Origin of the sequence: Helicobacter japonicus, assembly GCF_000762845.2 — a bacterium.
Lineage (GTDB): Bacteria > Campylobacterota > Campylobacteria > Campylobacterales > Helicobacteraceae > Helicobacter_C > Helicobacter_C japonicus.
In genome coordinates this window covers 25,806-40,240 of sequence record NZ_JRMQ02000012.1, presented here as the reverse complement: position 1 = coordinate 40,240, position 14,435 = coordinate 25,806, and the positions used below count along the sequence as shown (strand labels likewise).

The 14,435-nt window shown below is 37.2% G+C and carries 9 protein-coding genes and 1 pseudogene; 2 read left to right on the top strand and 8 right to left on the bottom strand.

The window, feature by feature from the left end:
- The first annotated feature begins 7 nt into the window (after positions 1 to 7).
- The gene (gene dapF / locus LS65_RS10250) at positions 8 to 1,420 is read left to right on the top strand and encodes a diaminopimelate epimerase (protein WP_236096682.1); all 1,413 of its coding nucleotides are present in this window, start codon (positions 8 to 10) and stop codon (positions 1,418 to 1,420) included.
- Positions 1,421 to 1,930: 510 nt separating this feature from the next.
- Here dapF and LS65_RS07910 read toward each other — a convergent pair.
- The 8 genes and pseudogenes from LS65_RS07910 to acnB all read right to left on the bottom strand — a co-directional run bounded on the left by LS65_RS07910 (position 1,931) and on the right by acnB (position 12,574).
- Positions 1,931 to 3,100 (bottom strand): hypothetical protein, encoded by a 1,170-nt coding sequence (locus LS65_RS07910; protein WP_034363160.1) that lies wholly within the window; start codon positions 3,098 to 3,100, stop codon positions 1,931 to 1,933.
- Positions 3,101 to 3,191: 91 nt separating this feature from the next.
- A complete protein-coding gene (gene folE, locus LS65_RS07905) occupies positions 3,192 to 3,791 on the bottom strand; it encodes a GTP cyclohydrolase I FolE (protein WP_034363164.1) in 600 nt (199 codons plus the stop codon).
- A gap of 8 nt (positions 3,792 to 3,799) precedes the next feature.
- The gene (htpX, locus tag LS65_RS07900) at positions 3,800 to 4,729 is read right to left on the bottom strand and encodes a zinc metalloprotease HtpX (protein ID WP_034363168.1); all 930 of its coding nucleotides are present in this window, start codon (positions 4,727 to 4,729) and stop codon (positions 3,800 to 3,802) included.
- A 183-nt stretch (positions 4,730 to 4,912) separates the two neighbouring features.
- Positions 4,913 to 7,069, bottom strand: a complete 2,157-nt coding sequence (gene flgE, locus LS65_RS07895; RefSeq protein WP_034363172.1) for a flagellar hook protein FlgE — start codon at positions 7,067 to 7,069, stop codon at positions 4,913 to 4,915.
- 143 nt (positions 7,070 to 7,212) lie between these two features.
- A complete protein-coding gene (locus LS65_RS07890) occupies positions 7,213 to 7,905 on the bottom strand; it encodes a hypothetical protein (RefSeq protein ID WP_034363174.1) in 693 nt (230 codons plus the stop codon).
- Between the two features lie 161 nt (positions 7,906 to 8,066).
- Positions 8,067 to 9,050 (bottom strand): annotated as a pseudogene (selD, locus tag LS65_RS07885) (selenide, water dikinase SelD); the annotation flags it as partial.
- A 68-nt stretch (positions 9,051 to 9,118) separates the two neighbouring features.
- Positions 9,119 to 9,736: a sulfurtransferase-like selenium metabolism protein YedF gene (gene yedF, locus LS65_RS07880; protein WP_034363177.1), complete on the bottom strand. Its 618-nt coding sequence runs from the start codon at positions 9,734 to 9,736 to the stop codon at positions 9,119 to 9,121.
- 258 nt (positions 9,737 to 9,994) lie between these two features.
- Entirely contained in the window at positions 9,995 to 12,574 is a 2,580-nt protein-coding gene (gene acnB, locus LS65_RS07875; RefSeq protein WP_138129833.1) for a bifunctional aconitate hydratase 2/2-methylisocitrate dehydratase, read from the bottom strand.
- Between the two features lie 265 nt (positions 12,575 to 12,839).
- On the opposite strand from acnB, the gene LS65_RS07870 reads away from it, so the two are divergent.
- Entirely contained in the window at positions 12,840 to 14,369 is a 1,530-nt protein-coding gene (locus tag LS65_RS07870; RefSeq protein ID WP_034360514.1) for an aminotransferase class V-fold PLP-dependent enzyme, read from the top strand.
- Positions 14,370 to 14,435: the final 66 nt, after the last annotated feature.

The following is a 14,435-nucleotide window of genomic DNA, read 5'->3' as shown; positions in this document are numbered from 1 at the left end:
TGAATGTATGACACTAAAACACGCGATTGCCCTCACAGGCTCAATAGGAAGTGGTAAAAGCACATTAGTGAATTTTCTTGCACTTTATGGATATAAGAGTATTTGTGCTGATAAAATTTCTCATCAAATGCTTGAAAAGCATAGTGCGGAAGTTATAGAGGCTTTTGGAGAGGGGATTACTAATAAAAATGGCGTCATTGAGCGTAAAAAGCTCGGGGCAATTATTTTTGCTTCTCCCAAAGAGCGCGAAAAATTAGAATCTATTTTGCACCCATATATCCGACAAGAGATACTCACCCAAGCAAAAGAGCTTGAAAAAAAGGGAGTGTGGTATTTTTTAGATATTCCTTTATTTTTTGAAGTAGGGGGGAAAGATACTTTTCCTGTGGCACGCTCACTTGTAGTTTATACTCCAGCAAAAAAGGCGATTGAACGCGTTATGCAACGCGATAATCTTACTTTTGAAGAAGCAAAAATGCGACTAGGGGCGCAAATGTCTATTGATGAGAAATGTCGTTTAGCTGATGATGTTATCGGTAATGATGGGACTCTAGCGATTTTGCAACAAAGGATAGAATCTTATCTTGCCTCACTGAATGCACTAGATTCTAAAAAACACTCATCAAAACAAGATTGCATATATTTTTTAAAATATAGTAGCAATGGCAATGATTTTCTTATTTTTACCACACATACAAGTGATGATAGCTCTCGCTCTACTCTTGCGCAGAGAGTTTGTGAGCGTCATAATGGTATTGGTGCTGATGGTATGGTGGCGGTGATTCCTACTCCAAATGAAAAATACACATATAAATGGGAATTTTATAATGCTGATGGCTCAAGAGCTAAAATGTGTGGAAATGCAAGTAGAAGTGTAGGGCATTATGCGTATATAGAAGGTATCGCTCCTAAACAACATTATTTTTTGAGTGAAGTGGGGATTATTGGCATTGAAATAGATAAAAATAATCCTTTGTTAGTGCAAAGTGATTTAGGCGCATATACATTATTACAAGAGCATATTATAGAATCTAATCCTTATGGTGTAGATATGTGGTATTTACTTGATACTGGTGTGCCTCATTTGGTAGGTCTTGTGAGAGATAATTTGCCCACAAAGAAAGATAAACTTTTAAAGCAGTTGCGTGTAAAGTATAATGCAAATGTTACACTTGCGCGTATTGGAGAGAAGCACATAGATTATATGACTTATGAACGCGGTGTAGAGGATATTACTCAAGCGTGTGGGACAGGTGCAGCAGCAGCTTTTGCTCTAGCGTTTAAAAATAAACTATGTGCTAAGGAAGCAATCCTTATCCCACCAAGCAAAGAAACTTTGTGGCTATCACAGGGAGAAGATTCTCATATTCTTTTTAAAGGTGAAGTCAAGCGCATTGCGCGTTGTGAATGGCTTTTGTAAGCTTGGGCTAGTAAGAGGTTAGAGTAAGACGCCTCTACCCCCTAGCAAAAGAGTAGAGGCTAACTCTCTTAGCTACACTTGACTATTATGATACATAATAGTATAATAATGGCTAAGATTTTTCGGGTCTTACTCATAAGTAACCTCCTTTTTTGAAGTAGGTTACACTTTAAGAGGCTACCACCTCTTAAGGCAACCTCAAATATATCTTATCTACAAATCTCTTACAAAATCTTAAATATTTTTGAGTTTAGAAAATCTTTCTTAAATATCATATGGGGCAGTGTAAATTATAGAAATAAAAGCGTTATAAAATAAAGCATAATAAGTGAGAATATAAAGAGAATAATAAACGAACATAAAATAAATATAAAAAAAGATTTGATAAAAGCCTAAGCTCCCCTTAGTGAGAGAGCTTAGAAAAGGAGTGTTTTGAAACTTACAATCCCTTATGGCTTAAGCAAAAGGGATTATTTCTTAGTTTATGCTTAGAGTTTAGAATCTCTAGGATTAGAAGCTCCACATAACGCGACCAGCAGCAACAACACTTGTTACTTTTGTTACTTTATTCTCGACAGTATCTGTTATTGTAGCTCCATTTACACCTGATGTTTGGAACCAGCCAACTACTGGAGTAAGAGTGAAGTTTGCATTTACTTTGTAAGGCACTTGAGCAAAGACACCAACAGATTTGTATTTACTACCTTGAATTTCACCAAATGTTTCTTGATACCCAGCTCCGATTGTGAATGTCGCATCTTTAGAGAGACCTATGCCAAGTTCAGCTTTCCCACCTGCACGTTTAATATTTCTTCCTGTGCCTGTTGTTGTTAGACCATCAATGCCTTTGCTGTGACCCCAAGTTCCATTATTATAGAATGTGCCTGTTTCACCATAGACATCTTGGTTTTTGCCATAGAATCCAAAGAGAGACACAAAGTTATTACCAAATGTAGGCTTTGTCCCTACCGAAATATGCCACGCATCTATTGGATTACTAGCTTGACTAGTAGCAATAGTAGGATTACCTTCAGATTCTCTTGTAAAACGTTTATAAGTTCCTGCGATTTGGAAAAGTGGATTTGAGCCATTATAGATAGTATAGCTTAATGCAATACGAGGCATCGTAGAACTACTATTTGCATTTGGTTGCGAAGATGTAGAAGCAAGCTCTGCAATGTAGTCAGAGATAAGGGCTAGGCTCAAACCAGCAACATTATATTGCACTTGAAGTCTTCTTGTAGCTGTGGATAGACCACCAAAGCCATTGAGTGCTGTGTCGTTATTAATCACACCAGTTGAGAAAATATCAGTCGTAGGAGTATTTGCTTTACCTACAAGGATAGTTCCTAAACCTGTATCATAAGAACCCCAAAGGTAGCGGAGCGGAGCTACTGCACCATTTGCAGTTCCAAATGGATCATTTTCTATTGCACCAAACTCAACTTTTGCTTTAAATTTATCAGCTACTACATCAAAGCCAATGTTTGAGTTGTTTTGCACACCAAAGAGGAAGCCAGCAGGACCCATTCCTACTCGAGCATTTTCACCCATACCTACATAACCTTTGATAGCACCATACACGCTAAGTGTAGCATTATCTCCACTATACACTTCAAGTGCTGCCGCTGGTAACACAAGAAGAGCTGAAAGCGCGCTGCTTACAAAAACTTTTTTCATTGAAAACCTCCAAAAAATAATATGCCTTAAGTTTCAAGGCTTGGGGCTTAGTTTAACTTAAAAAATTTTTTTTGTCAATATTTTATATTGCTTAGTCTTTGATAAGCTGCATAAATTCAGCTCTTGTTCTTGAATCTTTCTTAAAGAGTCCGCGCAATGCAGAAGTGATAATAGGTGATTGTGGCTGTTGCCCGCGCATTTCTAGGCAAAGATGTCGTGCCTCGCAGACTATCATTGTGCCTTTGGGGTGGAGATGAGATTCTATAGCATTAGCAATTTGTGCAGTGAGATTTTCTTGAATCTGTAGTCTATGCGTGAAAACTTCCACAAGCCGAGCCAAACCGCTAATGCCTACAAATTTTTTGTCAGGAATATATCCAATAGAGATATACCCGAAAAATGGTAACAAATGATGTTCGCACATTGAGTAGAAATGTAACTTTTTTAGCACAATCATTTCATCATAGGTGCTTTCTTCAAAAATACTCCCGAGTGCTTCTTTAGGGCTTTGAACATAGCCATTCAGCATAGTAGAGAGACTTTGGGCTATGCGCTCGGGAGTGCGGAGTAACCCCTCTCGGTTAGAATTTTCCCCAACATTTTGGCAGAGTGTTTCAAAAAAAAGCTGTGTATTTTGCTCTAAAAGAGAAGATTGTAAAGGTGTGGATTGGTCTTTTGTGTGCTTTGTCATAATGTATCCTAGAAATGTTGTCCAAGTAATGCTTTTATGCGATTTTGCACACTTGGGTGTGTGCTTAGAATCTCGCCTATGCCAAAAAGATAAGCATTTGCTCGTGTAGGATTTGGCTCTTGGTATTGATTTTGTGAGTAGTCTTGAGAAATTTTTTGTAATGCCCGAACCATTGGCTCACTTTCTTTCATCAAATACGCAGCTCCAGAATCTGCCATATATTCGCGGTTACGACTGATAAAAAGACTAAGCACAAGTGTGAAGAGTGGAAGAATAAATTGTAAGATAAGCAGAATAGTTCGCGCACTCTTTGCCCCTTGAGATTGGGAGGAGCTAAAGTAAAAGGCAAAAATATTTACACCCAAAAGCATAATATTGCTTAGAATCCCTACACACATTGTAAGTCGCACATCGCCGTGTCTAATGTGGCTTAACTCGTGGGCGACTACGGCTTTTAATTCGTCTTCATTAAGGTGTTCAAGGAGTGCAGAAGTAACTGCTATCATAGAATTTTTTTCATTCCAGCCACTTGCAAAGGCATTCATATAGGGAGCTTCCATAATATAGAGTGCAGGTTCAAAAGGACAATTCGCACTTTTAAGCAAATCTTGCAAGATTCCATAAAGAGAAGATTCTTTGCGTGAGAGGACATTATTAGGATTAATGCGTTTATATTCATTACCACTTAGCATAATGCGTGAAAATTGCCTTATGCTAAAGAGAATGATACACAGGGCTACAAGTGCCATACCAAAAGTGATAAGAGGAAATTCATATAGACTAAGGAGCATAGCAAATCCCTCTTGAAGACTTGGAGCGTCAATGCGGATAATATCTGCCAAAAGCCCGATAAAAATAAAAATAGCAATATATACGCATAAAACCGCATAGGTTTTGTATCGATTATAGGCAATAATGCGCTCAAAATGAGAAGTCATAATGCGCTCCTTTAGGATTATTTAGCGTATTATGACAAATTTTTGCTAACTCTCTTGCTTATATTTCAAATGTTTAAAGTTCTTTAAGATTCTATACAATATAGAGCAGGTATGGTTTGTAAGATTTGCGATTACAAAGGAGTGAGTAAGCTTAAGGAAGTAAGCCCACTCGAAAGAAATTCATTATTGTTTAAGATTGAGGAGAGTGTTAAGAATCTGGTCTGAAGTTGTTACGGCTTTAGAGTTGGCTTGAAAGCCTCTTTGCACAACAATAAGCTGCGTTAAGCTACGACTTAAATCTACATTACTCATTTCTAGCTTGCTGCCTGATACTCCGCCTCTTCGCCCTGTATTTGCTGCACCAATCATTGGCTCACCGGAGTTACCTGTTTGAGAATAGACATTTCCACCCTCGGCTTGCAAGCCCGTATTGTTTGCAAAGTTTGCAAGTGCGACTTGAGCTAATGCAATAGAGCGTCCATTACTGAATGCCCCAAGCAAAGAACCATTGGAGTCAAAGCGAATATCCATTAGGTCTCCTGCTTGGTAGCCATTTTGGTTGATTGAATAAGTTTCTGAAATTTTATCCACACTTGTTAATCCACCAAAGGTTTCATTTGCACCAAACTTTAATTCTAATCGTTGTGGTCCGTTTGAGCCATTTTTAGGGTCAAACTGCAATACAGGTGGATTCATACCCGAGAGCGAGCCATCACTATTAAAGGTCGCTCTTCCACCTTCAAAGACATTAGGCTTAGATGCAGATCCACCTACAAATCGTGCTGGTTCTGGCACTACTGCTCTAAAACTCCATACTGCATCACCTGTTTTCCAAAACTCGAATCGGATATTATGCTTACTTCCCAAGCTATCCACAATATCTACGCTTGTGGCGTGAGTAGCTTTATTGATTTTACCTGTGGTAACACCTGAACCACCTTCAATAAGTGAGGCAGTATTTAAAGCTTTCATTGTTTCTTTGAAAAGCACATTATTTGTTACGCTATCACTAAAGTGGCTTGTAACAAAAAGGCTAAGATTGCGTTGTTCATCGTCTGCATCATCGTGATTGACAATTTCAAACATACCCCAACGATTAAGCGTTACACCCACTGAAGCAGTGCTTTCATAATAAGTTTTTTCAGGATTTTTAATCATATTTGCATCATATTGCATAAGTGCGCGTAAGTCTTCTGTGGTTCTAAATTGTCCAGTAGTAGAATCTGCATCTTCGGATTTTGTATAGCGGTATCTAAAGGCTGTGATGTCTTCCTCACCTTTTACGAAGTTTTGAAATACACCAGTTCCATCAGCAGTAATACGGATATTTTTAACTTTCTCACTTCCGTCTTTTTGATTGCGATTTTCAATCCTTAGTTGTCCTGCATCGACATAGGCACTCACACCGGTTTTATCATATAAAGAGTTGATTGCATTTTGTGCTGCGACAATAGAGCTTACTCCTGTAATTGCAGAATTGTTTGTAAAGCTTACATTCTCACCATTAATACCAATAGAGCTTACTTCATCAGTTGCTACGGTTTCGTGTCGGATAGAGGCTGTTTTGTAGCTCATCCAAATACCTTGATTTTCATTTAAAGCAAAGGCATCGCCATCATCATTAAATAATACGCCTAAATCCTCACCCACTTGTGTGAGCACTCCACGAGAATCATAGATTGGAGAAACACCATCAGATGCGGTGCGTGCGGTAGAATCAAGTGCTGCAACATCTTGCATTTGATCAACATGACGCCCTGCATTGAGGTTAGCACGTAGAGTGATTGTTTTTGTTGCGCGAGCAGGCATAACCATACCAGGGTCAATTTGAATATTACGCACTGGTCCAGTGTTATCTACTCTAAAGAAGTCAAAATCACTCATTGAGCCAGATTCTGCTGCTTCTAATGGTGGGCGCACCCAGCCTTGCACGACATAACCGCCTGTTGTTACAAGATTTCCATTTGCGTCAAAGAGAAACTCACCATTACGCGTGTAGTTGTGCGTAGTGCCCCTATCGGGAGAGATAATAAAGAAACCATCGCCTTCAATGGCAATATCTGTTTTTACATCGGTATTTTGCGTATTACCTTGTGAAAACACTTTTGTAGTTGCATCAATCCCAACACCCAAACCAATTGAGAAGTCATTTTGCCCTCCTAGTCCATTTTTGTATGGAGAAGTCGCAATGAGTTTGATTTGCGAAAGCATATCCACAAAAGAAGCTCTTGAGTATTTAAAACCAACGGTATTAACATTGGCAATATTATTACTTTCCACATCAAGCGCAATTTGATGCGCCTGCATACCACTAACACCTGACCACAAAGATCTTAACATACTACATCCTTTCCTGTAAAATCTATGATTTATTACAAAAGGACAAGCAATATATATTCCAAAAATGTTGAGATTTTATAAAAAATGAAAAATATTCGAATATATGGCAATGTGTGGTAGATTCACACATTATTTATAGAATCTTATCTTACTGCTCCTACTGATGTAACACGTGTTTTTGTCCTAAAGGCAGGGATTGCATTCCAAATAGACACGAGCAAGTGAGTTTGAGCATCTTCAGGTCTCATAAATTTATGCTTTACAAGCATCTTACAAGTGAGAAACTCATAATATAATTTTCCTATACCATTATCGTCAAGATAGGCTTTTTCAAAATCTCCTCCAAAATATCGTGCAAGGTTACTCATATTGATTTCTTTAGTGGCGAGTGTTTTGGTATAGTCATCAGGTGATGTATTAGCAGGGATTTTACTCACACGTGTGTCTAAAAAGGTGAGTATTTTTTCTTCTAGGTTTTTTGTGATGTCTAAAAGTTGCACACTACCTTTATCTATCTCTTTTCTTACACGAATAGCTTTTTCGAGCGTTTCTGCTTTTGAGCCTTTAAGTAGGGTAGTGGCAATTTGTGTTATTTTTGGTTCGGAGAGAATATCAATGACATATTGTTTATTTTTTGCTCCGCTGGTGTATGAGCGTTTAATGTTATCAATTGCTTTCTCAATATCATCAGTGTCAAACATTGACTTAAAAATAGCAAATTCTTCTTTTGACAAAGTGTTTTGTAATTCTTCTACATAATTTTGATTCATCACAAAACCTTCTTCTTTTAGCACATAGAATCTTCGCACCAAGGTGTTTATCATATTGAACTGCATACAGCACTCCTTATAAGAAAAATATTAATAGGCAGATTCTAAATCGATAAAGTTTGCAAAAAAATAAAGTTATGTATGTAAATTATTTTAAGAATATGAAGTTTGCAAAAAAGTAGCAAATAAATGTTTAGCATACGTATTTTAATTTAATAAGTGTCTTATTACCCTAAGATAATAGTAGATTCTTGTTTTGGTGTAATTTCTCCTACAATACTTGCGTGCTCTATGTTATTTGTGCGAAGTTCATCTACAAATTTTTGTGCTTGATTATGGGGGAGGGCAAAGAGTAAGCCACCTGAAGTTTGCGCATCATAATAAAAAATATCATCTTCTAGCTCACATTGTATTGTTACTTTGCCTTGCAAGGCATTTTTATTTTCATACGAACCACCAGGCACAATGCCAATTTGTGCGAGAGACTTGATACCTTCAAATAATGGAATCTGCTGTGTATAGAAAAGCACACTTTTTTCATTATTTATCTTACCACACATTTCAATCCCGTGTCCTATAAGTCCAAAGCCTGTAATATCAGTGCAAGCGTGAATCTCGTAGTTTTGTGCTATCTTTGCTGCATAGAGATTAAGCATCGACATAGTGCGAATGACTTCTGTCTTGTCCTCAAGCATACGTGCTTTAATAGCAGTTGTAAGAATCCCGCTTCCAATAGGTTTTGTCAGCACAAGTAAATCACCGATATATCCCGTATTATTACGCCAAATTTTATTTTTATGCACTTTACCATTAACTGATAGACCATATTTTTGTTCTTTATCTTTAATCGTATGTCCGCCAAGGAGCAATGCTCCAGATTCTGTAATTTTATCTAATCCGCCTCTAAGAATGGCATTTGCCACTGCGCTATCAAAATGTGTGCTATCCCACATAAGTAAATTAAGTGCGCTTAATGCTCTACCACCCATAGCAAAAATATCACTTAATGCGTTTGCAGCGGCAATTTGACCATAGATATAGGGATCATCAACCACAGGGGTGATAAAATCCACACTTGAAAGAATAGCATACTCACTTTCTGTGGAAAGAAGCATTGCCCCACAATCTTCATTGTCTTCAAATCCCGTAAGCAAAAGGGGATTTGGCTTTTGGCTAAGCTCACTAGAAATTTGTGATAAGTCTTCCAGACCTACTTTAGCTGCTCAACCTGCGCATTGAATATATTGTGTAAGTTCATAATCTGCCATTTTAGAAAATCCTAAAGAGAAATGAGACTATCACTTAAGAGCATATTCTGAATGCTTTCTAGTGCATTGCCTATCATACCAACTTTAAGCCGTTCTGTTAGGGCAAAATAGCTTAAACAAGAGCCACAAGAGTATATTTCAACTCCTTGTTTTTCAAGCTCTTTAAGCACTTCTACAATTTCAGTATTATCGACTTCTTTATTATCTGTTGTGAGAAGCACGCCACGATTAATGAAGAGAATCTTTTGTGGCAAAACATCACAATGAAGCAGTGATTTCAAAAAGCCATTGATAAGCATACCGCCTAGCTCACCTTCGCCTACCCTATCACTTTTAAAAAGCATCATTTTAGGGACAATTTTATCTTTGCCTTGCTTATGTTTTTTGCTTATTATACCTTTAAGAACAATCATAAATTGCCCATCTCGTCCGAATCCTGTTTCAAATTCAAAACCTTCAGATGTAAGAAAACGCGCAAGATTCTCTTTAGAAGAGGGTGTATTACCAATAATCTCATATGTATTAAGGCTTAAAGAATGCTCATTGACACCCACAAGTGCTTGTTTAACTTTGACAACTGGTTCAGGGCAGGGGAGATTGCGCACATCAATTTGTATAGTATTGTCCATTGTATATTCCTTAGGAAAAAGAACATTTTTTAGAAATTGTATTCTAAAGTGAGGGGATTTTACAAATCCTTGCAAACAAGTCATAATGATATACTTTTGTGAATTAAAATTCCTTTAAAATAAGCGTTAATAAAGTATTTATAAAGCTAAGAAAAGTAGAGAATCTATAAGTTGTAGGTTTGATAGAGGAGACAATTAGAATCTATGGCAAGACTTCAGCCAAGCCATAGATAAGATTCAATTTAGGTTACACTTTGATTAGAGTGTAAATTCTGGCATAAGATTGAAATTAAGATAAGTATAAATACTTTCTTTTTTGGCTTCAATCTTTTTAGGAGCGATTTCAAGGTATTCTTGTGCTGTTGGGAGTCGTCCAAGCATTGCACATACGCCACCAAGTTCAGCACTTCCTAGATATACTTGTGCGCCCTTACCCATACGATTATCAAAGTTACGTGTTGAAGTAGAGAAGACTACTGCATTATCACGCACACGCGCTTGATTTCCCATACATAAACTGCAACCTGGTGCTTCTAGTCTTGCACCTGCTGCACCAAAGAGTGAAAAATATCCCTCTTTTGTAAGTTCTTTTTCGTCCATTTTGGTAGGAGGAGCTATCCAAATTTGTGTTTTACTTTGTCCCTCATTTTTGACAATTTCACCAAATGCTCTAAAATGCCCAATATTTGTCATACAGCTACCAATAAATACTTCATCAATATTTTTTGGACGTTTAGCATTAGCGTGAATCTCACTAAGTGTTGCTACATCATCAGGATCATTTGGACAAGCTAAAATTGGCTCTTTAATGTCAGCAAGGTCAATTTCAATGATTGCAGCATACTCTGCATCACTATCTGGCTCTAAAAGCACAGGGTTAGCAATCCATTCTTTCATTTTATCTGCTCTTCTTTGCAATGTTTTTGCATCTTGATAACCTTGAGCAATCATAGATTCTATAAGTTTGATATTTGAGCTTAGGTATTCAATGATTGGTTCTTTATTTAAGCGCACACTACAAGCTGCTGCACTTCTTTCTGCACTTGCATCACTTAATTCAAAGGCTTGTTCAACTTTCAAATCTCCTAAACCTTCAATTTCAAGAATCCGCCCACTAAAGATATTCTTTTTACCTTTTTTTTCAACCGTTAAAAGACCTTGTTTGATTGCATAGTAAGGGATTGCATTGACTAAGTCGCGTAATGTAATACCCGGATTAAGTTTGCCTTTAAATCTTACAAGCACAGATTCTGGCATATCAAGAGGCATAGAACCCGTAACGGCTGCAAAAGCAATTAAGCCACTCCCTGCGGGAAAACTAATACCAATAGGGAATCTTGTATGTGAATCTCCACCTGTGCCAACTGTGTCAGGCAAACACATACGATTAAGCCAAGAGTGAATAACACCATCTTTAGGGCGCAATGCTACACCACCGCGTTCAGCTATGAAGTTTGGTAAAGTCGCGTGTAAGCTTACATCGGCAGGTTTAGGGTAAGCTGCCGTATGACAGAAACTTTGCAATACAAAATCTGCACCAAAACTAAGTGCTGCAAGCTCTTTAATCTCATCTCTTGTCATTGCACCCGTAGTATCTTGACTACCAACTGTTGTAGTTTTTGGCTCACAATAGCTTCCTGGACGCACACCTTCTACGCCACAAGCCTTCCCTACCATTTTTTGTGCTAAAGTATAGCCTTTTGTGCTAGGAGCAGGTTGCTTAGCTTCTTTAAACACATCACCTTTGCCAAGTTTAAGATATTCTCGTGCTTTTGCAGTAAGTCCTCTCCCAATGATAAGTGGGATTCTTCCACCTGCACGAATTTCATCGGTTATCGTAACAGGATTAAGAGTGAAAGTAGCAACGACTTTGCCATTTTTACTAATTTCGCCCTTATTTGTGTTAATTTCAATAATATCACCATCTTTTAATTCACTTACATCAGCGACAATAGGAAGCGCACCGCTATCTTCACAAGTATTAAAGAAAATAGGTGCAATTACACTTCCTATCACAATTCCACCACTTTTTTTGTTGGGAATAAATGGAATCTCTTTTCCAAAATGCCACATAATAGAGTTGCACGCAGATTTACGGCTACTTCCTGTTCCGACAACATCTCCTACATACGCTACAACAGCATTATTTTCTGCAGCTTTTTTCTTAGCAGATTCAATGCGGGATTCAAAATTTTCAATTCTGCTTTTAAGCATAGCTTTAGCGTGAAGAGGAATATCACTTCGTGTAAAAGCATCACCTGCTGGACTTAAGTCATCTGTATTTGTTTCGCCATCAATTTTGAAAACGCATACCTTGATTGTTTCGCTTAAGCCCTCTCTGCTTTTGAACCATTCTGCATTTGCCCAAGATTCTATAATTTCTTTTGAAAGCGGCGTATTGAGTGCAGCTATTTTTTCAAAATTATCATAAATTAAAAGTGTATGTTTGAGAGCGTCTGCACACGCTTGTGCAAGTGAGTTATCTGCAAGAGAAAGCCCTTGAATAAGTGGTGCTACATTGTAGCCTCCAAGCATTGTGCCTAGATAAGTTACTGCTTCTTTTGGGCTAAATCCCCAATCTTGTTTGTTATTTAAGAGAATCTCTCCTAAAAACGCTGCCTTAAGTTGGGCTGATGCATCAACACCGGGATTTACTCTATGTATAAGCAATTCTTTGGCAAATGTCTTTTGCTCTGTGCTTAGTCCTGAATCTTTACACATATCAATTACACATTGTGTTTGTGCGACATTGAGTGCTAAAGGTGGAATACCTTGTGCAGCTCGTTCGCTTTTGTGTGATTCGTATTCTCTAATGAACTCTTCATAATTCTTACTCATTGTTCTCTCCTTGTGATTTGTTGTTGTCCTAGAAACAAAAACCCTATATAATTGGTTTGCTTTAAATTGTATAATAAAAATCCTAAATAAGAAGGAAAGTAAAGTGAAAGTTATCTAAAATATTATGTCAAAATTTCTCATTTGTGTATTTTTTGCCTTTCATCTTTATTTATTTTGTTGTAAAAAGTGGCGTAGGAAAGTATTTATTGTGTTTTATGAAAGCGATACATAAAGTAACAACAATTTTTTATCTAAGGAGAAAACAATGTCTTCTGTATCAAAAAAGAATAAAAAAATCATTTCTCATTTTTTTGCACCATTATTAAAAAATGATAGTGATTTACTCTCTACCTTGCGTGCAAATACCATTCTCGCCCCAAAACAGCATTATTTTGATTTTACGGCTTCAGGGCTTTCGTATAAGGCAATCAATAAGCGCATAGAATCTATTTTGCCCTATTATGCAAATACACATTCGCATATTTCTTCCCACGCAGCTTTAATGAGTGCGCTATATGAAAAAGCAAAGGAGCATATTATTGGCGCACTTGGCTTAAATGATGATTTTGTGCTGATTGCTGGAGGAAGTGGGGCAAGTTTTGGTATTAAGAAATTTCAAGAGATTATGGGTATTTATATACCGCCGCAAACACTTCTGCATTTGCAATATTTATTTGAGCATTTAGAATCTAAAGATACTACACTTTTAAGTAAGAATAAAATATCAAAAAATAGAGTAGATTCTAAAATTACCTTAGATTCTATGGCATATCAATATAGTCGCGCACAATCTCATCAAGCACAAGAATCTTTCTCTTCCACCCTACCTTTACTCAATGAACTTAAGATATATGATTTACGCACAAATGCTCTCAAACTCCCACATATTATTCTTAGTGGATTTGAGCATCATTCTAATGAGATTAGCTACAAGGAAGGATGTTGCCATATTCATAAAATCGCATTTAACAATCAAGGTTTGCCTGATATAAATGATTTAGAATATATTTTACAGAATCTTAAAGGCAAAAATATTATTGCAAGTTTGAGTGCAGCTTCTAATGTTACAGGGATTCTTGCTCCAATAGAATCTTGTGCTCATCTTTTGAGGGCATATGGAGCGACTATTGCGCTTGATATGGCGAGTGCATCACCCTATATGAATATGCCTTGCACATATTTTGATGCTACATTTCTTGCGCCTCACAAGCTTTTAGGAGGAGTAGGTGCTTGCGGGATTTTAGCTATACGCAAATCGTTGCTTCATAATGATTTGCCACCAAGCTTTAGTGGTGGAGGCGTGATAGAGTATGCTAATGATAAGATTCATTCTTTTATCGATGATGTAGCAATGCGTGAAGAAGCAGGGACACCGCATATATTAGGTTTGCTTTATGCAGCATTGGCTTATCAACTCCGCAATGAAGTTGGTTTAGATTTTATCAAAAAGCGAGAAAAGATTCTTACTGAAGTGTTCTTACACGAACTTTCAAAAATACCTGCTGTAAGTATATATGGTGATTTATCACTTGAACGATTGGGAATTGTGAGTTTCAATATTGGTTCAATTTCTCCGCTTGATTTATGTGCGCTTTTAAGTCGTAAATATGGTATTCATACACGTGCAGGGTGTAGTTGCGCTGGTCCTTATGGACATTATCTTATGCAAGATTGCACTTCGAGCAAAAAACCTATGTGGTTACGAGTAAGTATTCATTATACTCACAGTGTTTCGGACATAGAATATCTTATTTCATCAATTAAGGATTGCGTGAAAACCCTACGCAATGGGTAAATAAAAGCTTTATTTTTTCTTTATATGGTTTCAGTTTTTTTAAATTTAGAAAAGATTTAGAAAGAA